The following is a 21,826-nucleotide window of genomic DNA, read 5'->3' as shown; positions in this document are numbered from 1 at the left end:
GCGGACAGGGGAAGGGGGCTCTTGTGGGCCCTCAGGACAATGAGGCGCGATAATCCTCATAGGTGAAGTCGCGAATCCGGTCGATGTTCCCATTTTCGCGGCGGATGGCGATAGCAGGCATCGCAACGCCGTTGAACCAGTTCTTCTTGACCATCGTGTAACCGGCGGCATCGGCAATCGAGATACGGTCGCCGATTTCGAGCGGTTTGTCGAACCGCGCCTCTCCGAAGATGTCGCCCGCGAGGCAGGTTTTGCCCGCGATCTGGTATTCGTATTCGCCCTGTTGCGGCAGCTTCGCGGTCTCGCGATAGATCAGCAGGTCGAGCATATGCGCCTCGATGCTGCTGTCGACGATGGCGATCTTCTTGCCGTTGTCGAGAATGTCGAGCACCGTGACTTCGAGCGAGGCACTCTGCGTGATGGAGGCCTCGCCAGGCTCGAGATAGACCTGCACGTCGAAATCTTCGGAGAATTTCTTCAGTCGGTCGGCCAGATCGTCGAGCGGGTAATCTTCGCCGGTGAAATGGATGCCGCCACCAAGGCTGACCCATTTCAGGCGCTTCAGAATATCGCCGAACTCTGCTTCGATCCGCGAAAGCTGATGGTCGAACAGCGCGAAATCGGCGTTCTCGCAATTGTAGTGGATCATCACGCCCGAGATGCGATCCATCGCCGCCTCGAGCCGCTCGGCATCCCATTCGCCCAGGCGCGAGAACGGCCGCGCCGGGTCCGCCAGATCGAAACCGGAGGTCGAAAATCGCGGGTTCAGGCGCAGGCCACGCTCGATATGCGCCGCCTTCTCGCCAAAGCGATCCAGCTGGCTCAGCGAGTTGAAGATGATCTTGTCGGCATACCCGATGGCCTCGTCGATCTCGTGATCGGCCCAGGCGACCGAATAGGCATGGGTTTCCTTGCCGAATTTCTCACGTCCCAGATGCAGCTCGAACAGCGAGCTGGAGGTCGTGCCATCCATGTAGGGCTTCATGATGTCGAAGGCCGACCACGTCGCGAAACATTTCAGCGCCAGCAGGGCTTTCGCGCCGGAACGTTCGCGCAGACGCTCGATCTTGCGCATATTCTCGCGCAGTCGGGCCTCGTCGATCAGGTAGAAGGGCGTATCGGACATGGCTCCCCCGCAGGTCAACAGACCCTGCGATATAGGGCCCATGTGACAGTGGCGCAACCGGATCAGTCGACTCGGATCGCATCCTTGGCCACGCTAAGCGCATAGCCTTTGCGGGAAATGTTGCGCACCAGAAGCTCGCTGACGAGCTGATTTCCGAGGCTGTCGCGCAGCCGTTTGATCCGCGTGGCGCCCGCCGCCTCGTCGCAATCGGCCTCGTCGCGGCCCGAGATCATCGCCTCGATCTGCGCGCCGGTGAGGATGTCGTCATCCATCCGCGCCTCGGCCAGAACAGACAGCGTCTCGATCGCGGCCGGGGTCAGTGTGAAGCCCATATCGTTGAGCATGACCGCGTTTTCGCCGCGCAGGATGCGCAGGCTCTGCACCTCGATCCCGGCGCGGCGGATCTCGGTCATGCGCTTGTTCAGCGCGATCAACAGAAGCAAGAAGACGATCGTCGCGATCAGCAACGCGGCGGCGAAGATCAGCAGGATGAAGATGATCACGCGGTAATTCGCCAGCACGTCGGAGAACGCGGTGCCTGATTGCGCGAGCACCTCCAGCAGCTTGATTTCGGCCTGCGAGGTCAGGTTGTCGTTCTGCACGAAGATCTGCTCGACCCGCGCGTTGAACGCATCCGCATTCGGCAGGTTCGCGAATAGTAGCACCGCAGCGACCGCGAGAATCGCGACCACGGCCACGATGCCGCCCACGACCGCGCGCGAGCCCAATCGCAGACTGTCAGTAACGGAGGAAATATTGTCCGGCACTGGCCTTCCTTTGCTCCAAGCCATCGGGGCCGAATGTGGAGAGAACCGTCAGCAAGGTCCACCCATCGGCTTTCAGCTTCGGCGCCAATTCGCGCGCCGCCGCCTTTTTCGAACAGGCCGAGTCCGAGACCTGCGCAACCCCGTATTGCAGCTGCAACGGGTTGTCGCGCTTGGCCTTGTAGTCGGCATAGCACTCGGCCTGCGCGGCCGAGGCAGAGGCGAGAAACGCCAATATGAGGACTGCATGTTTCATGTGGAACACGCTGCGCGCAATGCCCGTGTTATTCAATAGCCAAAGGGGGTTGGCCGGTCTGTTATCCGATAGCAGGGGGCCGTTATTGCCTGACTTTCGACCCCCGGCCCAATCTCGGTTCATCGACGTCACGCGGCCTTCGGGCTGCCGAGTGAAAGGACCGAAGCCATGAGCCTCAAGACCAAGGCCACCGCCGCCATCACCGCCCTCGCCCTCGCGCTGGGCTCCGTCGCGATCAGTGCCACGCCCGCCGCCGCGCTGGGCAAGAAGGACCGTCAGGCGCTAACCATCCTGCTTGGGGTCGGTGCCGCCGCGTTGCTGCTCGACGGTATGAACAAGAACGACCACAAGGCGAAGAAGGCGCAGCCGCGCTATGAAAGCTGGCAGGACCGGCAGCGCCGACTGGAGCGTGAACGCCGCGAGCGCGAGCGTCGCGCCGCCGAAGCCCGCCGCAAGCGCGCGCAGGAACGCTACGACCACGACCGCTATCGCCATGACCGAGACCGCATCTACCTGCCTGCGGAATGCGTGCAGCGCGTGAAGACCCGCCGCGGCTGGGGCGAGGTGGTTTCCGCCTCCTGCCTCGACCGCCGCACCGAGCGTACGCTGCCCGCCAACTGCGCCTTCACGATGCGCACCGGGCGTCACGGGGTCGAGAAAGTCTACGGCAGCAACTGCCTGGAGGATCGCGGTATCCGTCTCCGCCGGCGTTAAGACATGCGGCAGACGCCAAGAAGAGCGTCGTCGAGCAGTGCGGGGGCCTTCGGGTCCCCGCTTTTTCATTGAACAGACCTGCCGGTTCGGGGCATTCCCAATGCATGGCAGACTCACCTGACTTTTCCTTCGAAGAAGCCGCCTTCGCGCGCGGCCTGATTGTCGTGGCGGGCGTGGACGAAGTCGGCCGCGGACCGCTTTGCGGGCCCGTCACCGCTGCCGCGGTAATTCTCGATCCAGCCTGCATTCCCGAGGGGCTCAACGATTCGAAGAAGCTCAGCGCGAAGCGCCGCGCCGATCTGGCGGCCCGGATCATGGACTGCGCCGAGTTCTGCGTGGCCCATGCCAGCGTCGAGGAGATCGACGAGCTTAATATCTATCACGCCTCGCATCTCGCGATGTGCCGGGCGGTCACAGGCCTCGCCCGGATCGCCGATCACGTCCTCGTCGATGGCAACCGCGTGCCGTCCGATCTGCAACTTTCCTGCGAGCCGATCGTGAAGGGCGACGCGCGCTGCCTGTCGATCGCGGCGGCCTCGATCCTCGCGAAAGAGGCCCGCGATTTGCTCATGGTGGATTTGGCGCAACAGTATCCTGGCTACGGCTGGGAAAGAAATGCGGGCTACGCCACGAAGGATCATCTGCAGGCGCTTCTAGATTTAGGGGTTACCCCCGTTCATAGACGAAGCTTCAAGCCGGTCCACAATATCTTGTGCCAAGCGAATTATATAAGCCCTTGATTCAAAAAAGAAATTGACGATGAATCGGCTTTGACTCATTTTTATAGCCATAGATCGGCACAAAGCCGGCACCCAGATATTGGGCCCTGAGGCGGGCAGTTAAGAGGCTAAAAATGGCAAAGACCAAGACTCCGGTGGTGCGCAATGCACTGCCCCTGAACGAAATTCTCGCAGGCGATTGCATCGAGATGATGAACTCGCTGCCCGAGGACAGTGTAGACCTGATCTTCGCCGATCCACCCTACAACCTACAGTTGCGTGGCGACCTGCATCGCCCCGATAATTCCAAGGTCGACGCGGTCGATGACGCGTGGGACCAGTTCGGCTCCTTCGCGCATTACGACAACTTCACCCGCGAATGGCTGAAGGCCGCACGCCGCATCCTTAAGCCGAACGGCGCGATGTGGGTGATCGGCTCCTATCACAACGTGTTTCGCATGGGCGCAGAGCTGCAGAACCAAGGCTTCTGGATTCTGAACGACGTCGTATGGCGCAAATCGAACCCGATGCCGAACTTCCGCGGCAAGCGCCTGACGAACGCGCATGAGACGCTGATCTGGGCGTCGAAATCCGAAGGCGCGAAATACACCTTCAATTACGAAGCGCTGAAATCGCTCAACGAAGGGGTGCAGATGCGCTCCGACTGGGTGATCCCGATCTGCAATGGCGGCGAGCGTCTGAAGGATTCGAACGGCGAGAAAGCCCACCCGACCCAAAAGCCCGAGGCGCTGCTGCACCGCGTGCTCGTCGGCACCACCAACCCCGGCGACGTGATCCTCGACCCGTTCTTCGGCACCGGCACGACCGGCGCCGTGGCGAAGATGCTGGGCCGCGATTTCATCGGTATCGAACGCGAGGAAGCCTATCGCGAAGTCGCGCTCAAGCGCCTCGCCAAGATCCGCAAGTTCGACAAGGAAGCTCTGGAGGTTTCCACATCGAAACGCGCCGAGCCGCGGGTGCCCTTCGGCCAGCTGGTCGAACGCGGGATGCTGCGCCCGGGCGAGGAGCTCTACTCGCTCAACGGTCGCCACAAGGCGAAGGTCCGCGCCGACGGCACGCTGATCGGCGACGACGTGAAAGGCTCGATCCATCAGGTCGGTGCCCATCTCGAAGGCGCGCCCTCCTGCAACGGATGGACCTACTGGACGTTCAAGCGCGACGGCAAACAGGTCCCGATCGACCTGCTGCGCCAGCAGATCCGCGCCGAGATGAACTGAGGCTCCGCCCTCTTCCAAGAATGAGAAGTTACCGCCGGTGCTTGAGGACCGCTCCTCGGCACGCGCCTTGCCCCGCCGTGCGAAACGGCGGGGTCTTTTCGTTTTCGCAACGTTGAAAGGGGGCTCCGCCGCCGTCGCCGGAGGACGACAATCAAAAGGGAAAAAGGGAACTCCGACCTCAAGCGTACCGCGCTCTCCTAGGGTATTTGAAGAAGAGCGAAAATCCGGATTTCGGCTTGGCGGAAATATCCCGGGGTGAATGGCCGCAGGCCAGAGGGGCAGAGCCCCCGATCCGTTCAGGCCTGACCGAGGCGGGCGCGCAATTCGCGGAGCACCGGCAGGGTGGCGCGGACCTTTTCGGGACCGAGGTCGCGCACGATCCCCCCGATGATCGGCATCAGCGAGGCCAGCGCGGCATCACGCGCGCGCCTTCCCGAGGGCGAGAGCGAGACCCATTTGCGCCGCGCATCGTCCCAGTCGGGCCGGATATGCACATGGCCCGCCCATTCCAGCTTGGCGAGCGTGTTGGTCATCGCACCGCGGGTGACATGCAGCGCCTCGGCCAGTTGGGCGGGCGTGCGTTCCTCGTTGATATGGGCCAGCAGGTTGAGCACCGAGAAATGCGAGATTTCCATACCCTTCGGCAGGGCGCGGCTCACCACGTTGCGCGCCAGTTGATCGGCCATGAAGACCTCGGCGAACAGCGTCGCGGCGAGCGGATCGTTTTCGGGCAAGGTGCTCACGGTCCGTCGAAGCTCCGGTCATGGAACAAGGAGCGCAGCCGCGAGCGCACCGCGTCCACCTGGTCGAGATCGAGATCAACGAGCGTCACGCCGGGCTCGGTGCCGCCATCGGCCAGCACCTTGCCCCACGGATCGACCGCCAGCGAATGGCCCCAAGTCCGGCGCGGTCGACCGCCATGCGCGGCATGGGTGCCGCATTGCGCGGGCGCGAGCACGAAGCATGTGTTCTCGATCGCGCGGGCACGTACCAAAACCTCCCAATGGGCGGCCCCGGTCGTGTCGTTGAACGCCGCTGGGATCGTCAAGACCTGCGCCCCGGCCTGCGCCAGCGTCCGGTAGAGATGCGGGAAGCGCAGATCGTAGCAGACCGACAGGCCCAGCTGGGCGTATTTCGTGGCGCCCAGAACCGCCTCGCGCCCGGGCCGGTAGGCTTCGGATTCGCGGTAGCGTTCGGTCTCGGACACATCCACGTCGAACATGTGGATCTTGTCGTAGCGGGCTTTGATATTGCCCTTGCGCCCGATCAGGAAGGAGCGATTGGCGAAGCGCGCATCGTCTCCGGATTTCAGGCAGAGCGAGCCGATCAGGATATAGACGCCGAGGCGCTCTGCCTCGTTGCAAAGCGCCTCCAGCGTCGGATCGTGATGCTCGTGCTGCAGGACCGCGTTCTGATGTGCGCGATCCGACGAGATCAGGTTGGTGCACTCGGGCGTCGCGATCAGTTGCGCGCCTTTCGACGCGGCATCGCGGATGAAATCGATCGTGACCGGCAGGTTCCGTGCCGGATCATCCGTGACCGAAAGCTGAACGAGCGCCGCCTTCATCGTCAGCCCGCCAGCATCTGATCGAGTTTACCCGCATGCTCGAGCGCATGCAGCTCGTCGCAGCCGCCGATCGGCTCGCCGCCGATGAAGATCTGCGGGACGGTCCGGCGGCCATTGGCACGTTGGGTCATCGCGGCGCGCAGTTGCGGCTCGCGGCCCACATCGGTTTCCTCGTAGGAGATGCCCTTCTTGTCCAACAGGCGCTTGGCCCGGATGCAGAAGGGGCAGGTGCTGGTGACGTAGATTTCGACGCGTTTCATACTGTATTCCCTTTGGTCTGCGAGACTATAGGGATTTAGGGCGCCTTCGCAACGCGTGCCAGTGTCACAGCGCAGATCCGCTCTGCCCCGGCATTTCGCGCCGCCTCCGTTGCAGCGGAAAGCGTGGCCCCCGAAGTCATCACGTCATCGACGATGAGAAGCGGGCGCCCCTGCAGCAGCGCGGCGTGGCGCGGCGCGACGGTGATCGCACCGTCGAGATTGGTGCGGCGCTCCTCGCGGCTTTTCCCTTTCTGGCTCGCGGTGGCGCGGGTGCGGGTGAAGAGATCGGCGCAATAGGCGTGCCCGGTGCGCCGGGCCAGCGCGCGCGCGAGTTCCGCCGCTTGGTTGTAGCGTCGTCGCAGCAGTCGCAGCCGATGCAGCGGGATCGGCGCGATCAGCGTGTCGGGTGTCAGAAGCGGCGCGGCGGCGCGTGCCATCCAGTCGGTCAGCGGCGGCACCAGATCGAGCCGGTCGCCATGTTTCAGCGCCAGTACCAGATCGCGCCCGGTGCCAGAGTAGTGCATCACCGTGCGGCCCTGCGCCCATGGGCGCGTATGGGTGAGGCAGTCGTCGCAAAGGATGGCGGTCTCGCTTTCCCCGGGCAGGGGCGTACCGCAGGCGTCGCAGACCGTGCCGCGCGCGAAAGTGGCATCCGACCAGCAGGCGCTGCAGAGGCCAAAATCGGTGCCCACCGCGTCGCCGCAGGCGATGCAGCGCGGCGGGAAGAGGGTGCGCAATCCCAGACGTCCCGCCGCTAGCATCCGGCCCCGAACCTCGTTAAGGGTATCTGCCATGGATACGCCGCCCCTTCTGACCGACCGCGAGGCGCTAGAGCGCCACAGGAAACGCGCCGCCCGCGCGCCCGAACTGTTCCTGCACGAGGACGCGGCGGCTGAGCTCGAGGAAAGACTGCTAGAGGTTAACAGGACCTTTACGGAGCCGGCCCTGATCTCCGCTTTTCCCGAACCTTGGCTCGAAATCCTTCCCGACGCGAAGGTGGTGGCCGATACGGATGTGCTCGATCTCGAGGAAGGCGCGCATGATCTCGTGGTTCACGCGCTGTGTCTGCATTGGGCGAACGATCCGGTCGGACAGCTGGTGCAGGCGTCGCGTGCGCTGAAACCCGACGGGCTGTTCATCGGCGTGATGTTCGGCGGTCAGACGCTCAACGAGCTGCGCGCTGCGCTGGCGCAGGCCGAAGCCACGATCACCGGAGGCTTGAGCCCGCGGATCGTGCCGATGGGCGAAATCCGTGATCTCGGCGCGCTGATCCAGCGGGCCGGGTTGGCGCTGCCCGTCGCAGATGCGGTGACGCGCAAGGTAACCTACGAGACGCCGCTACGCCTTCTTTCGGACCTGCGGGCGATGGGCGAGACCAATGCGCTCGCCGCCCGTGATCGCCGCTTCCTGCGCCGCGATGTGCTGACCGAGGCGTTGCGTCTTTATATCGAGACCTATCAGGAGCCCGATGGCCGGGTGCGCGCGACCTTCGACATGGTCTGGCTCACCGGCTGGAAGCCGCATCCCGATCAGCAAAAACCGTTGCGTCCGGGGTCGGCGGCGCATCGGCTCGCAGATGCGCTTGGCACGACCGAGCGGCCGAGCGGCGACAAGCCCGGCTCAGCCTAGCGCGTCGAGGAAGGACTTCGACCACCAATGCACGTCATAAGTGGTCAGCCCTTCCATCAGCGACCGGTAGCGTTCCCGCCGCTCGCCGCGCGACATCATCAGCGCAGTCAGCATCGAGGTCGCGACCTGTTCCGGGTCGTGCGGGTTCACCATCAGCGCCGCGTCCATCTGCTCGGCCGCGCCGGCAAATTGCGACAGCATCAGCACGCCGGGATCGTCGGGGTTCTGTGCTGCGATGAACTCCTTCGCGACGAGGTTCATCCCGTCCATCAGCGGCGTCACCAGCGCGACATGCGAGGCGCGATAGAGCCCCGCCAGAACCTCGCGCGGCACCGCCCGGTTGATAAAGCGGATCGGGACCCACTGGATGTCGGCGAATTGGCCGTTGATGCGGCCCGAGAGATGCTCGGTCTCTTCGCGGATATCGTCATAGGCCTGCACGCCCTCGCGGGTCGGCGGTGAGATCTGCAGCAGCGAGACGTGGCGATGCCAATCCTCGTGCCGCTCCAGAAATTCGCCGAAGGCGCGGAAGCGGTGCGGAACGCCCTTGGAATAATCCAGCCGGTCGACGCCTATCACCAGCCGGCGATGATCCTTCACGATCCCGGCGGGGAGGTTCTCGAACTCGGCCTCTGCCAGGTCCTGGAATTCCCGCGCATCAATCGAAATCGGGAAGGCGGCGATCCGACATTGGCGCGGCGAGAGATGCACATAGCCCGCGCCCAGATCGGAAGCCCCGGCGATCTCGATCATCGAGTGGAGGCAGGCCCGCACGTCGCGCTCTGCCTGCAGCCCCACGAGGTCGTAATTCGCGATCCACTGGCAGACTTCGCGCCCGTTGGGCAGCGCCTGCATCGCGGTCGGCCCGGGGAAGGGCGTGTGAAGGAAGAAACCGATCGGGTTGGTCGCGCCCATCAGGCGCAGCTCGTAGGCCAGCGGCAGCAGGTGGTAATCCTGCACCCAGATCCTGTCGTCGGGCTTGAGAAACGGCGCCACAAGCTTCGCGATCCGCCGATTCACCTGCTTGTAGACGCCCAGATAGAGGTGGTGGATATCCATCAGATCGGCGCGCCCGTGGAACAGCGGCCAAAGGACCGAATTGGAATAGCCCGCGTAATAGTTGTCCTGCTCTTCCTGGGTCAGATCGAAGCAGTAGCGCCTGAACGGCCCGCCCTCGATCTCGCGCAGCTTCGCGGCGGGCTTCTCCGCGATTTCGCCGGAGGTGCCGATCCAGATGCCGCCGGTCTCCTCCAGCACATCGCCAAGCGCCACGACCAGCCCGCCCGAAGGATTGGCCCCGGTCGGAATACGGTTCGAGATGCAGATCAGGCGACCCATGTGACGTTCCTCATTCAACGCGCAACGCGGCGGCCAGCCAGTCGCGCACATTCGTCGGTGCGGCGAGGTGATAGCGTGCGACGCTCTCTCCGTCGCCGACCTTGATTCCGAAGCCGCCATGTTCCTCGGCCCAGGCCAGCGCGGGCTCATCCGTCGTGTCGTCGCCCGCATAGACCGGCTTGCGCCCGTCGAACTGCACGAGGTCGGACAGGATCGCCAAGGCGCCGTCCTTCGAGAACCCCTGGGGGCGGATTTCGACGGCCATCTTCGCGGGCTGGATCATGAAGCCGTCATAGCGCTCGGTCAGCGCCTCGGTGAAGGCTTCGACCTGACCCTGCTTGGCGGGGTTGGAGCGGAAATGGATCGCGGCGCCGTGGCTCTTGTCCTCGAATATGAGATCATGCTCCTGCGCGAAGCTCGCCAGATCCTCTTTCACCGCGCCCAGGTGCTGCGGCGCCTCGGCCATCGGCGGCTCCATCCCGCGCGCCTCCGAGCCGTGCGATCCGACCATCAGGCCTTCGAACCCCTCGAGAAACCGTTCCAGTTCGTGCAGCGACCGCCCCGAGACGACTGCGAGCGCGCCGTCGAGCGCCTCTGACAGCTCGGTCAGGATGCCGGGCAGATCGCGCGGCACGATCACCGCGTCCGGGCGCGGCGCGATATCCACGAGACATCCGTCGAAATCGAGGAACAGCGCGTCCCGTGACGGGTCGAGCGCGGGCGGTGCCGGTTTTTTCCCGGTCATGTCATCCATTGCCATGTGAAGACCGTAAGTGATCCTGTCCCGGTTGAATAGGCCGCATTGGCACAGATCGGGAAACCCGTTAAGTCGGGTGGAAGTTCCGCGATAATTGACGACAGGACAGTGACACGATGACCAACGCCGCAAATCCGCGCCTTGCCCACGCCCCCGCCGATCATCCGCCCGTCAAGGAAGCGAAGATCGGTCTGCTCGTCGCCAACCTCGGAACCCCGGACAATACCGATTACTGGTCGATGCGCCGCTACCTGAACGAGTTCCTTTCGGACCGGCGTGTGATCGATTATCCGGCATGGAAGTGGCAGCCGCTGCTGCAGCTGATCATCCTGTCGCGGCGGCCTTTCACCTCCGGCGCGAACTACAAAACGATCTGGAACAATGAGGCCGACGAAAGCCCGCTGATGACGATTACCAAGCAGCAGGTCGCAAAGCTGCGCGATGCGGTCTCGGCGCGCTACGGGCAGGAAGTCGTCGTCGATTACTGCATGCGCTACGGCAACCCCTCGACCCAGTCGGTGGTCGACAAGATGGTCGAACAAGGCTGCGAGAAGATCCTGTTCCTGCCGCTTTATCCGCAATATGCGGGTGCGACCTCGGCCACCGCGAACGACCAGTTCTTCCGCGCGCTGATGAAACAGAAGCGCCAGCCCGCCGCCCGCGTCGCGCCTGAATATTTCGACAGACCCTCCTACATCGACGCTCTCGCGCAATCGGTGGAGCGGGTCTATGCGACGCTGGACGAAAAGCCCGACGTGCTGGTCGCGTCCTATCACGGGATGCCCAAGCGCTACCTGATGGAGGGCGACCCCTACCACTGTCAGTGCCAAAAGACCTCGCGCCTGCTGCGCGAACGGCTCGGCTGGGACAAGGACGGAATCGACACCACCTTCCAGTCGGTCTTCGGTCCCGAGGAATGGCTCAAGCCCTACACCGTCGAGCATGTGGCGGAACTGGCGAAGGCCGGGAAGAAGAATATCGCGGTGATCTCGCCCGCCTTCAGCGCGGATTGCATCGAGACGCTCGAGGAGATCAACGGCGAAATTCGCGAGGCGTTCGAGCATGCAGGCGGCGAGAAATTCACCTATGTCCCCTGCCTCAACGACGACGATCTGCACATCAAGGCGCTGATGGACGTCGTGCAGGAAAACCTCGCCGGTTGGCTGGACTGATACGACTTTCGTAATCTGCGACGACCTGTCTCACAGATTAGTGGGGCTCTCTTCCTATATGTTCCTGACGTTGGGGAAAGGGATCGCCGTGAAGGCGCATCCTGCGGACCGGCAACGATCGGGACGCGCAGAGCAGAAAGGAACGAGAATGATCAAGACTATCGGACTGGCCGCTCTGGCGGCTCTCCATGCTGGCGCGTCCTGGGCCGGCCATGCAAATCCGTGGGCGACGGAAGACGACGTGATTTACTCCCAAAATCACGAGGAAAACCTCGTGCAATCGGTCGACACTCCCGGCGAAGACGAGATGCTGGGCGTCATGGTGCAAAGCGCCCGTGGCAAGCTCGACGGCTTGTCGGGCGGTTCGGGAGCCGGCGATGCTTCGGGCGATGGCTCGGGCGGCGCGTCCGACCATGCCCACGCCACGGGTGGAAACGACTGACCACTACGCAGATTGAAAAGCCCCCGGTCCTACGCGGAGCCGGGGGTTTTCCGTGTCGGTCGAGCGGCGCGCCTCAGATCAGCAGCACCTGCGTTCCGATCTTCGCGAAGCCGAACAGCTCCTGGATATGTTCGTTGTAAAGCCCGATGCAGCCGTTCGAGCTTTTACGGCCGATCTTGCGCGTGTCATGGGTGCCGTGGATGCGGTAATAGCGCCACGATAGGTAAAGCGCGTGGGTGCCCAGCGGGTTGTCCGGACCCGGTGGCACGTAATCGGGCCATTCCGGATTGCGCTTCTTCATCGAAGGCGTCGGCGCCCAGCTCGGCCCCTTCACCTTGCGGATCACCTCGGTGCGGCCGCGCCGGGTGAGTTCCTCGGAGACCGGCACCGAGGTCGGGTAGAGCCGGTAGATCGAGCGATCCTCCGACCAGTAATGCAGCGCCCGCGAATGGGTGTCGACGAGGATCGCGCCGTTGCGCAAATTCGAGAAATAGGACTGCCAGTCGCGGTTCTGGAAGCTCGAGATATTGCGCCGCTGGTTGGTGAAGGCCGTGGTCTCAAACTGCTCCTGCCCGGCATCGGGCGTCTGCGCCCCGGCGGGCAGCGCGAGCCCCGCACCAAGGCAGGCGGCGGCGCCGAGAAAGGCGCGGCGGTCGAAGGGCTTGCGCGTGTGGGACATCTCAGGCTCCGGGTTCGCGACGGGGACGATTGCGATAAATATAATGTGATCGCACGGCCGCGGCAAATCAAACTGGCGGGGATCGGCCCGCAAATCGACAGAGGGGTTTGCGCGGCTGAGTACAAGCGTGTAATGCGGATTGACGGTTTAACGAGGGACTGACCAAAGATGTTGCGCGCTACCGTATTTGCGATCTCTGCGACTGTGGCTCTGGCAGCTTGCCAGCCGACCGACACGCAGCCGAAGCTTGGCCCCGACGGCCTGCCGCTGCCGAAAGTCTACAACATCACCGCGAGTGACCGCTCGGTGATCCCGCAGCGTGTGCTGGAATCTGTGAACAGCCTGCGCTCGGCGCGCGGGGCCGCGCCGCTGGTGCTGAATGACGCACTGACGACGGCGGCACTCGCGCATTCCAAGGACATGGCCGCGCAGAACCGCCCGTGGCACTGGGGTTCCGACGGCTCCTCGCCGCTGACCCGGGCGCAGCGTGCTGGCTATCCGGGGCAGGTGCTGGGCGAGAATATCTCCGAGACCTACGAAACCGAGATGGAGACCCTCGCAGCTTGGATGAAGGTCGCGGATACGCGCGACGTGATCCTGAACCCGGCGGCGACCCAGATGGGCTTCTCGTGGTATCAGGAGCCCTCCGGCAAGATCTGGTGGACGATGGTCACCGGCAACTGAGCCGAAGACTTGCCGCAAGCAAAAAAGGGCCCCGTGCGGGGCCCTTTGTAATTTTCGGGGGGCAATCAGGGGAAGATGAAGATCGGCGTTCCGTCGCGGACCATCGCGTAGATGTCGCGGATTTCCTTGTCCTTCACCGCAATGCAGCCAGCCGTCCAGTCTCGGCCCTTGCCCTTGTTCTTGCCGTCGCGGCCATGGATGAAGATGTCGCCACCCGGCTTCTTGCCCTGCGACTCCGCGAAGGCCACCTGCTGCGGGTTCGGATAGCTGATGCCGATCGACAGGTAATAGGCAGAATTCGGATTGCGCCGGTTGATGTAATAGAGCCCTTCCGGCGTCTTGCCGTCACCCTCGAATTGCTTCGGTCCGACAGGATCACCGCCAAGGCCGACCTTGTAGCTTTCCAGGACCTTGTCGCCATGCAGCAGGTACATCATCCGCTGCGACTTGAAGAGCTGGATCTGGGTCACGGCGGGGCCGTTATAGGATTTGAATTTGCTGGAATCGCCGCAGGCGGCCAGCGTTGCGAGGGCGCATCCGCCCAAGAGGAGGGTTCGACGATTCATGTTCGGCCTGTATTCGAAAGCTGCTGTTTTGCCACATTTCTAACCGATTTTCGGCCTCGCATCTAGCGGGTGAAAAGCGCCGCGAGCTCCACATGAGCGGAAAACCGGAACTGATCCACGACCAGTAGTTTATCGAGCGTGAAGCCCGCCGCGATCAGCGTCTCGGCGTCGCGCGCGAAGGTCACAGGATTGCAGGAGACATGGACGAGGCGCTTGAGCTTCGAGGTCGCGATTTCGGCGATCTGGGCCTGCGCGCCCGCCCGCGGCGGATCGATCAACACCGCGTCGAACTTCGCCAGTTCGTCCGGCAGAAGCGGTCGGCGGAACAGGTCGCGCGCCTCGGTGGAGACCCGGTGCAGGCCCTGCGACTGACGCCAGCCCTGATCGAGCGCTTCGGTCATCGCTGCGACTCCTTCGACCGCATGCACTTCGGCAAGCTCGGCCAGCGGCAGAGAGAACGTCCCGCAGCCCGCGAAGAGATCGGCCACCTTTTTCGCATCGCCAATCGCCGCCTTGGCGAAGGCGGTCAGCACCGCTTCGCCGTGATGGGTGGCTTGCAGGAAAGCACCCGGCGGCGGCACGACCTTGGCTTTGCCGAATTGCTGGATCGCCGGTCGCCGCCCCGCGATGATCTGCCCGTTCCAGCTGAGCCGTGCGAGATCGTGGCGATGCGCCAGCCCCGACAAATCCTCGAATTGGGCCGTATCAGGGTCTTTACCGCCCTGTGCCGCGAGTTCCAGACCTGCCTCCGAAAGCGTCAGTGTGAAAGCGATCTCGCCTTTGCGCGAGCCTGCGATCGCGGTCGCCTCGTGCAGCATCGGTATCGCGGCCAGCAGTTCGGGCCGCAGGATCAGGCAGTTCGGAATCTCGACGACCGTGTCCGAGGCGCGGGCGTGAAAGCCGACCAGCGTGCCTTTCTTGGTGCGCCGCCCCGACAGCGTCGCCCGCCTGCGGGAATTCAGCGGCGAGGTCGCGATGGTCATCTCCGGCACGGGCAGATCGCGCGCGGTCAGCGCCTGACGTACCACGTCCATTTTCCATTCTGCGGTGAACGCCTCCGACGCGTGCTGCATCGAGCAGGCCCCGCAGGAGCGGTAATGCGGGCAAGGCGCTTTGACGCGATCGGGCGACGGCGTCACGATCTTCGGCTGAGCGATGCGGCCGTCGACCACCTCGCCCTCGACCACTTCGCCGGGAAGCGCCATGGCGACATGCACGGTCCCCTCGGGGCCATGGGTCACGCCGTCGGCATGCAGGGACAGTCGCTCGATTTCATAGGTCATGCGCATTCTCTAGCGGCGTGGCGTCGGTCAGAAAAGACCCTATTCCGCCGCATCCTCCGCGTCGTCGCAGGTCAGGAAGCCCCCGGACTGACGCGCCCAGTAGCGCGCGTAGAGGCCGTTCATCGCCAGCAATTCGTCATGGCTGCCCTGTTCGACGATCCGCCCTTCCTCCAGCACGACGATCCGGTCCATCTCGGCAATGGTGCTGAGGCGGTGCGCGATCGCCAGAACAGTTTTGCCCGCCATGACCCGGTGAAGGGCGGTTTGGATTTGCGCCTCGACTTCCGAGTCGAGTGCCGAGGTCGCCTCGTCCAGCACAAGGATCGGCGCGTTCTTCAGGAAGGCGCGCGCAAGGGCGATCCGCTGGCGCTGCCCGCCCGACAGCTTCACCCCACGCTCGCCCAGCTTGGCGTCGTAGCCACGATTGCCTTCGTGATCGGCGAGGCCGCGGATGAAGTGATCCGCCTCGGCCTGTTTCGCGGCGGCGATCATCTCCTCCTCGGTCGCGTCGGGCTTGCCGTAAAGGATGTTCTCCCGCGCCGAGCGATTGAACATCGCGGTTTCCTGCGTGACCATCGCGATATTGCGGCGCAGGCTTTCCTGCGTGACCTCGCGAATATCTTGCCCGTCGATCCGAATAGACCCTTTTTCAGCGTCATAGAGCCTTAGCAGCAACGCAACGAGCGTCGATTTCCCTGCACCCGAGGCCCCGACGATCCCGATCCGCTCGCCATCCGCGATGGTCAGGTTGATATCCGCGATCCCTCCGCTGCGACGGCCATAGGCGAAGTCGACATTGTCGAACTGGATCTCGCCTTCGACATGGCGCAACGTCCGGGCATCGGGCGCGTCGGTCAGGTCATGCATATGGGCAAGCGTTCGCATCCCATCCTCGGCCTCGCCGATATGGGTCCAGACGGACATCAACGCCTGGCTCACCCAGCCCGACATCTGCGACAGCCGGATCGCGATGGCGCCTGAGGTCGCGATGGCCCCCGCAGTCGCCTCGCCCTGCGACCAGAGCCAGATCGCGCCGCCGACCAGCATCACCGGAACGATCCCTGCATAGGCCATCTGCACCACGCGATAGAGGCTCTGAACCATGCCGAAGGAATAGGTCTTCTGGCGGAACTTCTGCATTGCCTCTAGCGCCGCGCGATCCTCGTGCTCGGCATGGGCAAACAGCTTTACCGTCTTGATATTGGTGACCGTGTCGACGACCTGTCCCGTCACCATCGCCCGGGCGGACGCCCGCTCACGCGAGCGTCCGCGGATATGCGGCAGGAAGAGGCGGATGATCAGGTAGAGCCCGAAGGTCCAGAATACGAGGCCCACGGCCCCCCAGCGGTCGATCTGGGCCAGAACGATCAGCGAGCCGACGATCGAGGCCAGCGCGAAGAGGCCGGTGTTGATGATCTCGGTGACCGTGTCGGTTACCGCGCGGGCGGTCTGCATCTGCTTTTGCGCGATGCGGCCGGCGAAGTCGTTGTCGAAGAAGGTGACCGACTGGCCCATCGTCCAGCGATGCAGCCGCGAAAGCACGAGCGGCATCACGTTGGGGCTGATCAGCAGGTTGTTGGTGGCAGAACTGATGCCGAAGGTCAGAGGGCGGATCAGCAGGAAGAACGCGACGAACAGGACGAGAAGCCCGACATTTGCCCCGATCACTGCGGCCCGTTCGCTGTTCAGTGCAGCGTCGATCACCTGTCCCAGAAGCCAGGCCGAGACGACTTCCATCACGCCGGCGATGGTCGTGCCGAAGCTGGCCACGGCAATCGCGCCCCAGCTGCCCTTGAGGCACCAGCGGAAGAAGGCGCCAAGCTGGCGCGGCGGGGCGCCTTCGGCGGGGGAGAAGGGATCGAACATGGGTCTCTCTTTCCTCTCCCGATATAGTCGATTGCGGCGCGGTTCAAAGCGCGGCGAGCAAATCCACGCGCGTCAGCGTGAAACCGGAGTCGATCCAGCGCGCCTCGAGCGTCTTCAGCGTATCGCCCAGAGCCTTGCCCTCATAGCGGGGCATCAGATCCCGCGCTTGCACCGGAAATTGCTGTTTCGCGCCGAAATAGACCCTTTTTTGCCAGCCCTCCGGCATTTCCTGCCCCATCAGCGCATGGCGCAGCAAAAACGCATCGGCCCCAGTGTCGGCGCCGAGCCGATAGCCGAGGACAGCCGGGTCGTCGCTGTCGGACAGCGAGGCGCGCAGGGCCTCGAGCTGCCGTGTGTCCTTCTTCGACAGACGCAGCCGCTCGGCCACGTCCTCGCCGCCAATCGCTGCCAGCCTGCGGATCGGATCTGCGGGGCGATCTTCGAGATGCACGAGCGGCCCGAGCGCGGTCGCGTCCGCGCCGGGCAGCACGGCCGTGAGAACCCCGCATTGCGCCATCGCCGCCACAGCGTGAACGGGATCGGGTGCGGCCAGCAATTTGAGCATCTCGCCGCCAAGGCGTTCGCGCGAAAGCGTCTCTATTCCAGCGGTATTCGCGGCACAGGCGGCCAGCCCGTCAGGGTCCAGATCGTGCCCATACCACGCGGTAAATCGGAAGAAGCGCAGGATACGCAGGTAATCCTCGCGGATGCGTTCTTCGGCCTCGCCGACGAAGCGCACATGACGCGCCGCCAGATCCTCCAGCCCCGTGCCTAGCGGGTCGAGAACCGTGCCGTCTGAGCGCGCATAAAGCGCGTTCATCGTGAAATCGCGCCGCGCCGCGTCCTCTGCGATGTCGTCGGAAAACGCGACCGTGGCGTGCCGCCCATGCGTCTCCACATCGCGGCGGAAGGTGGTGACCTCATGCGGATGCCCGTCGGCGACCACCGTGACCGTGCCATGATCGACCCCGGTCGGCACCGGCTTCAGCCCGGCCGCCTTCGCAAGTTCGATCACCCGTTCGGGCCGCGCATCGCTGGCGATGTCGATATCGTTGACCGGCGCGCCCAAGGCACTGTTGCGCACGCAGCCGCCCACCAGAAGCGCCTGATGCCCGCCCTCTTCGAGCATCTTCAGCACGCGTTGGGTCGGCTCTGCCTCGATCCAGTCTCCGGTCAGTCTCATCCCGCCATCCGGTCCGCCAATGAGCGCAATATACGCGCGGTGGCGCCCCAGATGTAATAGGGCCCGTAAGGCGCCACGAAATAGCTGCGCCGTGTGCCGCGCCACCGGCGCGACTCGACGCGGAAATTCTCGGGCGTGATATGCGACAGCGGCACGGTGAACGCCTCGGCCACCTCGCCCGCTTCGGGGATGACCTCGAACGGGGCATGGATGCGCGCGAGCACCGGCGTCACCAGAAAGGACGTCACCGTCTCATGGGGAGCGAACGTGCCCAGCACCTCGACATGGTCAAGAGGCAGGCCGATCTCTTCCTGCGCCTCGCGCAGCGCCGCGCCGACCGGGCCTTCGTCATCGGGATCCACCTTGCCTCCGGGAAAGGCGATCTGGCCGGGATGGTGGCGCAGATGCGAGCTGCGCTTCGTCAGATGCAGACGCGGCTCCGGCCCGAACGTATCGAAGGCGACGAGAACGCCCGCGGGCCGCAGCTTGCGTCCCTCGGGCAGGATCACTTCCGGATTCAGATCGTAATCCGAAGAGGGCCGCCCCGGTCGCGCCAAGGCGTCCAGAACCGGGGCGAGCGGATCACTCATTCGTTCCCTCGCCTCCCGCTTCGCGCAGCGACCCGTCGGGGTTCTTCTGCGCCTCGAAGCCAAGCGTCAGCGGATCGAAAATGTAATGCGCGCCGCAGAACTGGCAGTCCGCGGTGACCGTACCCTCATCGGTGGTCATATGCGCGATGTCGCGCGCCGAGTAGATCGAGAGCGACTGACGCACGCGATCGGCCGAGCAGGTGCAGCCGAACTCCACCCGCTGCGGATCAAAGACGCGCGGCCGCTCTTCGTGGAACAGGCGCACCAGCAACTCGGTCGGCTGCACGGTCGGGCCGATCAGCTCCATATCCTCGACCGTGTCGAGCAGGATATTGGCGCGGGCCCAGTTCTCGCCTTCCTCGCCATCGAGGATGTCGTCGGCGGTCAGCAGGCCCTGATCGCCCGAGCCTTCCTGGGCGGCGAAGGGCGAGGCTGGGGGCATATGCTGCAGCATCACGCCGCCCGCGCGCCAGCTTTCGCCCTGACCGGGCAGGATCGAGCGCCCGAAGGACAGCGAGAACCGCGTGGGCAGCTGCTCGGATTGCGCGAAATACGCCTCGGCGCAGGCGCGCAGCGAGCCCTCGGTCAGCGGCGTGATACCCTGATAGGGGGTCGTGCCTTTGCCCTGATCGATCAGGATCGCGAAATAGCCCTGCCCGATCTGTTCGAACGGGTCGGCTTTGGGATCGAGCTTCTCGTCATCGAAGCTCGCCCATGCGCGGATGCGGGCGGGCGCGCCCTCCTTCTCGGGGGCGTAGTAGTCGGTGGCGATGATGCGGATCGGGCCGTTGCCGCGGATTTGCAGCGACAGCTTCCAGCGCAGTTTGACGGTCTGGCCGATCAGCGCGGTCAGAAGGGCGGCTTCGGCCACCAGCATTTCGACCGCGCGGGGGTAATCATGTTGCGACAGGACGGTGTCTAGCACGCCGTCGAGGCGGGCAACCCGGCCGCGGATGTCAGAGCGGTCGAGCTGAAACGGCAGAACTGTATCGTCCCATGCGATTTGGGATAACTTGGACATGGTGCTCCTGAGAGGCTCAGAGGGGTTTTCGGGCAGCGCGGAGCCTGCCATACAGCCCCAATATAGGCGCGGCAACCGCAGACCCAAGGGAGAGCACATGATCGCGAGGTTCGGAGAGCGGGTGAAATCCGGTCAGCGGTATCGTTTGCGCCCCGGTGCCTACGCGATCCTGATCCGCGACGGCAGGGTGCTTCTGACCCATCAGTCCCATCCCGTGCCGGAGTTTCAATTGCCGGGCGGCGGGATCGATCCGGGCGAGGGGCCGATCGAAGCGCTGCACCGTGAGGTCTTCGAAGAGACCGGTTGGGCGATCACCGGGTTGCGCCGCGTTGGGGCCTATCGGCGTTTCACCTACATGCCCGAATACGAGTTCTGGGCGGAGAAGCTGTGTTCGATCTGGCTGGCGCGCCCGGTGTTGAAGCGCGGCCTCCCGCCGGAGCCGTTTCATACGGCGCATTGGGCCGATCCCGAGGAGGCGCTCGGTTTGCTTGCAAATGAAGGCGAGCGCGCGTTTTTCCGGCGGGTGCTTCGCCGCTGAAAAGCAGGGGTCGTTTCATTCGGTGGGAGCTTAGTGGCGGTGGTTCATCCTCCTGTCGTTTCTGCAATCGGGTCACATTCGCCATTGTTCGAAACGAGCACCGATCGTCGCGCGGTGCTGCCGGGGCCGTGAAATTCCAGAACGCCCGCCGAGACATCGTCCGCGATTTCGCCCTCGGCGAACTGCTCGGTTTCGCGATATATCGCATCCAGCAGCGCTGGGCCCGCCATCCCGGAAAACTTGCGGAGCATCCGGGCCAGTCGGGTCTGATCGATCATCTCGCCGTCTCGGTCACAGGCTTCGGTGATTCCGTCCGAGACCAGAACCAGCCTGTCTCCGGGGGTCAGTTGAACGGTGAAGGTTTCGTAGGTGGCGCCTTCGATCAGACCAATCGGTAGTCCCCCCTCGCCGAGAAACTCCACCGTACCATTGCGCCGTTGCAGGACCGGATAGGGGTGCCCGGCCTGCACCAGTTCCGCCTTGCCGGTGCGCAGGTCGATATCGGCATAGATTAGCGTGAAATATGTTTCGGTGTTCATCTCGCTCAGCACGAGCTCGTTGAGATGTCGCGCAAGGTCCGCCGGGCGTCGGCCGCGCAATTCACCCTGTTCGTTACGGTAGATTGCGAGGTTCTGGCTGGGGGCGGCGGCGGAGAAGTAGCCCGCAATCCGTGCCATCATCAGAGCCGAGGTAATGCCATGTCCCGACACGTCGATGCCGTAAAGGCCGACCCGGCGTTCGTTGATCGGAAAGTACCCGACGAGGTCGCCGCCGACATGGCCCGCCGGTCGCAAGAGCAACGAGACCTCCGCCGCTTCGAACTGTGCGTGACGTACCCGCACCAAGCTCTGCTGTAGCTTGCGTGCCTCCTGCAGGTCGCGGTCGATCACCTCCTGCGCCGCGCGTAGCAGTCGGTTCTTCTCGGTCAGTTCCTCTTGCATCTTGAGAATGCGGGTTCCCGCGCTGAGCCTTGCGCGAAGCTCCTCTCCGTTGACTGGTTTCGAGAGGAAATCGTCGGCCCCGCTTTCCAAACCGCGCGTGACGTCCGTCTTCTCGGCCTTGGTGGTCAGAAGGATGAAATAGCCGTAGCTGCGTCGTGGCAAGTTGCGGAAGATACGGCAGAATTCGGGGCCGCTCATCCCCGACATCATCCAGTCCGAGATCACGATATCCGGCTCGCACTGGGCGCAGATCGCGATTGCCTCTTCCGCACTTTCAGCCTCGCTCACCTGATAGCCGGAGCGCGACAATTGCGCCGACAGAATGCGGCGCTGCATCCGGCTGTCGTCCACGACCAGAACGTGCCGCGCCGTGCCCGCCAAGGGTGGTCGGCTCGCGCCAACGGGAACCTCGTGTCTTTGCGCCATCTGCATCATCCGAAACCTCTGCATCCAATGAAACCGCAGAGACCCTAAGATTCGGTGAAAACCGGCC

At 64.0% G+C, this 21,826-nt stretch carries 25 protein-coding genes; 8 read left to right on the top strand and 17 right to left on the bottom strand.

The genetic code is table 11. The features are described 5' to 3' along the window. Positions 1-31 precede the first annotated feature (31 nt). The 3 genes from nspC to DEM26_RS09505 all read right to left on the bottom strand — a co-directional run bounded on the left by nspC (position 32) and on the right by DEM26_RS09505 (position 2,146). Positions 32-1,126 carry a carboxynorspermidine decarboxylase gene (gene nspC, locus DEM26_RS09515; protein ID WP_075775198.1) on the bottom strand — a complete coding sequence of 365 codons (1,095 nt, stop codon included), beginning with the start codon at positions 1,124-1,126 and terminating at the stop codon, positions 32-34. 62 nt (positions 1,127-1,188) lie between these two features. Next, positions 1,189-1,893, bottom strand: coding sequence for a helix-turn-helix domain-containing protein (locus tag DEM26_RS09510; protein ID WP_098409595.1), 705 nt, complete (start codon positions 1,891-1,893; stop codon positions 1,189-1,191). After that, a complete protein-coding gene (locus DEM26_RS09505) occupies positions 1,865-2,146 on the bottom strand; it encodes a hypothetical protein (RefSeq protein ID WP_075775453.1) in 282 nt (93 codons plus the stop codon). The genes DEM26_RS09510 and DEM26_RS09505 overlap by 29 nt, the downstream gene beginning before the upstream one ends. Positions 2,147-2,314: 168 nt before the next feature. Between DEM26_RS09505 and DEM26_RS09500 the strand changes: the two genes are divergently transcribed. The 3 genes from DEM26_RS09500 to DEM26_RS09490 all read left to right on the top strand — a co-directional run bounded on the left by DEM26_RS09500 (position 2,315) and on the right by DEM26_RS09490 (position 4,817). Then, positions 2,315-2,860 carry a hypothetical protein gene (locus DEM26_RS09500; protein WP_075775200.1) on the top strand — a complete coding sequence of 182 codons (546 nt, stop codon included), beginning with the start codon at positions 2,315-2,317 and terminating at the stop codon, positions 2,858-2,860. Between the two features lie 104 nt (positions 2,861-2,964). Continuing rightward, positions 2,965-3,600: a ribonuclease HII gene (locus DEM26_RS09495; RefSeq protein WP_088727573.1), complete on the top strand. Its 636-nt coding sequence runs from the start codon at positions 2,965-2,967 to the stop codon at positions 3,598-3,600. A 113-nt stretch (positions 3,601-3,713) separates the two neighbouring features. Beyond that, on the top strand, positions 3,714-4,817 hold the full coding sequence (locus DEM26_RS09490; protein WP_075775202.1) for a site-specific DNA-methyltransferase: 1,104 nt from the start codon (positions 3,714-3,716) through the stop codon (positions 4,815-4,817). Positions 4,818-5,113: 296 nt separating this feature from the next. Here DEM26_RS09490 and DEM26_RS09485 read toward each other — a convergent pair whose 3' ends face one another. Genes DEM26_RS09485 through DEM26_RS09470 form a run of 4 tightly spaced genes read right to left on the bottom strand, consistent with a single transcriptional unit; the run spans position 5,114 to position 7,438 of the window. Then, positions 5,114-5,503: a MarR family winged helix-turn-helix transcriptional regulator gene (locus DEM26_RS09485; RefSeq protein ID WP_075775454.1), complete on the bottom strand. Its 390-nt coding sequence runs from the start codon at positions 5,501-5,503 to the stop codon at positions 5,114-5,116. Between the two features lie 53 nt (positions 5,504-5,556). Beyond that, a complete protein-coding gene (locus DEM26_RS09480) occupies positions 5,557-6,384 on the bottom strand; it encodes a carbon-nitrogen hydrolase family protein (RefSeq protein WP_075775203.1) in 828 nt (275 codons plus the stop codon). Between the two features lie 2 nt (positions 6,385-6,386). After that, positions 6,387-6,644, bottom strand: coding sequence for a glutaredoxin 3 (gene grxC, locus DEM26_RS09475; protein ID WP_075775204.1), 258 nt, complete (start codon positions 6,642-6,644; stop codon positions 6,387-6,389). A gap of 35 nt (positions 6,645-6,679) precedes the next feature. Then, positions 6,680-7,438 (bottom strand): ComF family protein, encoded by a 759-nt coding sequence (locus DEM26_RS09470; RefSeq protein ID WP_233243061.1) that lies wholly within the window; start codon positions 7,436-7,438, stop codon positions 6,680-6,682. On the opposite strand from DEM26_RS09470, the gene DEM26_RS09465 reads away from it, so the two are divergent. Then, on the top strand, positions 7,437-8,273 hold the full coding sequence (locus DEM26_RS09465) for a methyltransferase domain-containing protein (RefSeq protein WP_109172266.1): 837 nt from the start codon (positions 7,437-7,439) through the stop codon (positions 8,271-8,273). The two genes, DEM26_RS09470 and DEM26_RS09465, sit on opposite strands and share 2 nt — an antisense overlap. Here DEM26_RS09465 and DEM26_RS09460 read toward each other — a convergent pair. Both DEM26_RS09460 and otsB read right to left on the bottom strand, forming a co-directional pair. Beyond that, the gene (locus tag DEM26_RS09460) at positions 8,265-9,611 is read right to left on the bottom strand and encodes an alpha,alpha-trehalose-phosphate synthase (UDP-forming) (RefSeq protein ID WP_109172265.1); all 1,347 of its coding nucleotides are present in this window, start codon (positions 9,609-9,611) and stop codon (positions 8,265-8,267) included. The genes DEM26_RS09465 and DEM26_RS09460 overlap by 9 nt on opposite strands. A 10-nt stretch (positions 9,612-9,621) precedes the next feature. Next, positions 9,622-10,371: a trehalose-phosphatase gene (gene otsB, locus DEM26_RS09455; protein WP_109172264.1), complete on the bottom strand. Its 750-nt coding sequence runs from the start codon at positions 10,369-10,371 to the stop codon at positions 9,622-9,624. Between the two features lie 113 nt (positions 10,372-10,484). On the opposite strand from otsB, the gene hemH reads away from it, so the two are divergent. After that, positions 10,485-11,540, top strand: coding sequence for a ferrochelatase (gene hemH, locus DEM26_RS09450; RefSeq protein ID WP_075775208.1), 1,056 nt, complete (start codon positions 10,485-10,487; stop codon positions 11,538-11,540). A gap of 148 nt (positions 11,541-11,688) precedes the next feature. Further along, the gene (locus DEM26_RS09445; RefSeq protein WP_109172263.1) at positions 11,689-11,982 is read left to right on the top strand and encodes a hypothetical protein; all 294 of its coding nucleotides are present in this window, start codon (positions 11,689-11,691) and stop codon (positions 11,980-11,982) included. A gap of 73 nt (positions 11,983-12,055) precedes the next feature. On the opposite strand, the gene DEM26_RS09440 is transcribed toward DEM26_RS09445, so the two are convergent. Then, the gene (locus tag DEM26_RS09440; RefSeq protein WP_075775210.1) at positions 12,056-12,661 is read right to left on the bottom strand and encodes a L,D-transpeptidase; all 606 of its coding nucleotides are present in this window, start codon (positions 12,659-12,661) and stop codon (positions 12,056-12,058) included. Positions 12,662-12,829: 168 nt separating this feature from the next. Here DEM26_RS09440 and DEM26_RS09435 point away from each other — a divergent pair, with 168 nt between their 5' ends. Then, positions 12,830-13,345 (top strand): CAP domain-containing protein, encoded by a 516-nt coding sequence (locus DEM26_RS09435; protein WP_075775211.1) that lies wholly within the window; start codon positions 12,830-12,832, stop codon positions 13,343-13,345. A gap of 65 nt (positions 13,346-13,410) precedes the next feature. Here the strand turns inward: DEM26_RS09435 and DEM26_RS09430 are convergent, their stop codons facing one another. From DEM26_RS09430 to hslO, 6 genes are all read right to left on the bottom strand, one after another. Next, a complete protein-coding gene (locus DEM26_RS09430; RefSeq protein ID WP_075775212.1) occupies positions 13,411-13,911 on the bottom strand; it encodes a L,D-transpeptidase family protein in 501 nt (166 codons plus the stop codon). Positions 13,912-13,973: 62 nt separating this feature from the next. Then, positions 13,974-15,194: a class I SAM-dependent RNA methyltransferase gene (locus DEM26_RS09425; RefSeq protein WP_109172262.1), complete on the bottom strand. Its 1,221-nt coding sequence runs from the start codon at positions 15,192-15,194 to the stop codon at positions 13,974-13,976. Positions 15,195-15,233: 39 nt separating this feature from the next. Next, on the bottom strand, positions 15,234-17,060 hold the full coding sequence (locus DEM26_RS09420; RefSeq protein ID WP_088725248.1) for an ABC transporter ATP-binding protein: 1,827 nt from the start codon (positions 17,058-17,060) through the stop codon (positions 15,234-15,236). Positions 17,061-17,103: 43 nt separating this feature from the next. After that, positions 17,104-18,243 (bottom strand): CCA tRNA nucleotidyltransferase, encoded by a 1,140-nt coding sequence (locus DEM26_RS09415; RefSeq protein ID WP_109172261.1) that lies wholly within the window; start codon positions 18,241-18,243, stop codon positions 17,104-17,106. Next, complete coding sequence (locus DEM26_RS09410) at positions 18,240-18,833, bottom strand: CoA pyrophosphatase (protein WP_109172260.1); 594 nt, start codon at positions 18,831-18,833, stop codon at positions 18,240-18,242. Before DEM26_RS09410 ends, DEM26_RS09415 begins: the two co-directional genes overlap by 4 nt. After that, positions 18,826-19,854 carry an Hsp33 family molecular chaperone HslO gene (gene hslO / locus DEM26_RS09405; protein WP_075775217.1) on the bottom strand — a complete coding sequence of 343 codons (1,029 nt, stop codon included), beginning with the start codon at positions 19,852-19,854 and terminating at the stop codon, positions 18,826-18,828. Before hslO ends, DEM26_RS09410 begins: the two co-directional genes overlap by 8 nt. A 97-nt stretch (positions 19,855-19,951) precedes the next feature. Here hslO and DEM26_RS09400 point away from each other — a divergent pair, with 97 nt between their 5' ends. Continuing rightward, positions 19,952-20,392 carry an NUDIX domain-containing protein gene (locus tag DEM26_RS09400; protein ID WP_088723180.1) on the top strand — a complete coding sequence of 147 codons (441 nt, stop codon included), beginning with the start codon at positions 19,952-19,954 and terminating at the stop codon, positions 20,390-20,392. Positions 20,393-20,436: 44 nt separating this feature from the next. On the opposite strand, the gene DEM26_RS09395 is transcribed toward DEM26_RS09400, so the two are convergent. Then, positions 20,437-21,759 carry a PP2C family protein-serine/threonine phosphatase gene (locus DEM26_RS09395; protein WP_109172363.1) on the bottom strand — a complete coding sequence of 441 codons (1,323 nt, stop codon included), beginning with the start codon at positions 21,757-21,759 and terminating at the stop codon, positions 20,437-20,439. Positions 21,760-21,826 lie beyond the last annotated feature (67 nt).

The sequence above is a fragment of the Thioclava sp. NG1 genome, assembly GCF_003122275.1.
In the GTDB taxonomy this organism is placed as follows: Bacteria; Pseudomonadota; Alphaproteobacteria; order Rhodobacterales; family Rhodobacteraceae; genus Thioclava; species Thioclava nitratireducens.
Note: the sequence above shows the minus strand (reverse complement) of the source record. Positions and strands in the feature narration are given on the sequence as shown.

What these genes read in the sequence shown, in the direction of transcription:
- DEM26_RS09505 (WP_075775453.1), bottom strand. Translation starts at nt 2,146, where the DNA reads ATGAAACATGCAGTCCTCATATTGGCGTTTCTCGCCTCTGCCTCGGCC.
- DEM26_RS09410 (WP_109172260.1), bottom strand. Translation starts at nt 18,833, where the DNA reads ATGAGTGATCCGCTCGCCCCGGTTCTGGACGCCTTGGCGCGACCGGGG.
- DEM26_RS09415 (WP_109172261.1), bottom strand. Translation starts at nt 18,243, where the DNA reads ATGAGACTGACCGGAGACTGGATCGAGGCAGAGCCGACCCAACGCGTG.
- DEM26_RS09495 (WP_088727573.1), top strand. Translation starts at nt 2,965, where the DNA reads ATGGCAGACTCACCTGACTTTTCCTTCGAAGAAGCCGCCTTCGCGCGC.
- DEM26_RS09480 (WP_075775203.1), bottom strand. Translation starts at nt 6,384, where the DNA reads ATGAAGGCGGCGCTCGTTCAGCTTTCGGTCACGGATGATCCGGCACGG.
- DEM26_RS09395 (WP_109172363.1), bottom strand. Translation starts at nt 21,759, where the DNA reads ATGGCGCAAAGACACGAGGTTCCCGTTGGCGCGAGCCGACCACCCTTG.
- hslO (WP_075775217.1), bottom strand. Translation starts at nt 19,854, where the DNA reads ATGTCCAAGTTATCCCAAATCGCATGGGACGATACAGTTCTGCCGTTT.
- DEM26_RS09485 (WP_075775454.1), bottom strand. Translation starts at nt 5,503, where the DNA reads ATGGCCGATCAACTGGCGCGCAACGTGGTGAGCCGCGCCCTGCCGAAG.
- DEM26_RS09425 (WP_109172262.1), bottom strand. Translation starts at nt 15,194, where the DNA reads ATGACCTATGAAATCGAGCGACTGTCCCTGCATGCCGACGGCGTGACC.
- nspC (WP_075775198.1), bottom strand. Translation starts at nt 1,126, where the DNA reads ATGTCCGATACGCCCTTCTACCTGATCGACGAGGCCCGACTGCGCGAG.
- DEM26_RS09420 (WP_088725248.1), bottom strand. Translation starts at nt 17,060, where the DNA reads ATGTTCGATCCCTTCTCCCCCGCCGAAGGCGCCCCGCCGCGCCAGCTT.
- hemH (WP_075775208.1), top strand. Translation starts at nt 10,485, where the DNA reads ATGACCAACGCCGCAAATCCGCGCCTTGCCCACGCCCCCGCCGATCAT.
- DEM26_RS09460 (WP_109172265.1), bottom strand. Translation starts at nt 9,611, where the DNA reads ATGGGTCGCCTGATCTGCATCTCGAACCGTATTCCGACCGGGGCCAAT.
- DEM26_RS09445 (WP_109172263.1), top strand. Translation starts at nt 11,689, where the DNA reads ATGATCAAGACTATCGGACTGGCCGCTCTGGCGGCTCTCCATGCTGGC.
- DEM26_RS09430 (WP_075775212.1), bottom strand. Translation starts at nt 13,911, where the DNA reads ATGAATCGTCGAACCCTCCTCTTGGGCGGATGCGCCCTCGCAACGCTG.
- DEM26_RS09500 (WP_075775200.1), top strand. Translation starts at nt 2,315, where the DNA reads ATGAGCCTCAAGACCAAGGCCACCGCCGCCATCACCGCCCTCGCCCTC.
- DEM26_RS09400 (WP_088723180.1), top strand. Translation starts at nt 19,952, where the DNA reads ATGATCGCGAGGTTCGGAGAGCGGGTGAAATCCGGTCAGCGGTATCGT.
- DEM26_RS09435 (WP_075775211.1), top strand. Translation starts at nt 12,830, where the DNA reads ATGTTGCGCGCTACCGTATTTGCGATCTCTGCGACTGTGGCTCTGGCA.
- otsB (WP_109172264.1), bottom strand. Translation starts at nt 10,371, where the DNA reads ATGGCAATGGATGACATGACCGGGAAAAAACCGGCACCGCCCGCGCTC.
- grxC (WP_075775204.1), bottom strand. Translation starts at nt 6,644, where the DNA reads ATGAAACGCGTCGAAATCTACGTCACCAGCACCTGCCCCTTCTGCATC.
- DEM26_RS09440 (WP_075775210.1), bottom strand. Translation starts at nt 12,661, where the DNA reads ATGTCCCACACGCGCAAGCCCTTCGACCGCCGCGCCTTTCTCGGCGCC.
- DEM26_RS09490 (WP_075775202.1), top strand. Translation starts at nt 3,714, where the DNA reads ATGGCAAAGACCAAGACTCCGGTGGTGCGCAATGCACTGCCCCTGAAC.
- DEM26_RS09470 (WP_233243061.1), bottom strand. Translation starts at nt 7,438, where the DNA reads ATGGCAGATACCCTTAACGAGGTTCGGGGCCGGATGCTAGCGGCGGGA.
- DEM26_RS09465 (WP_109172266.1), top strand. Translation starts at nt 7,437, where the DNA reads ATGGATACGCCGCCCCTTCTGACCGACCGCGAGGCGCTAGAGCGCCAC.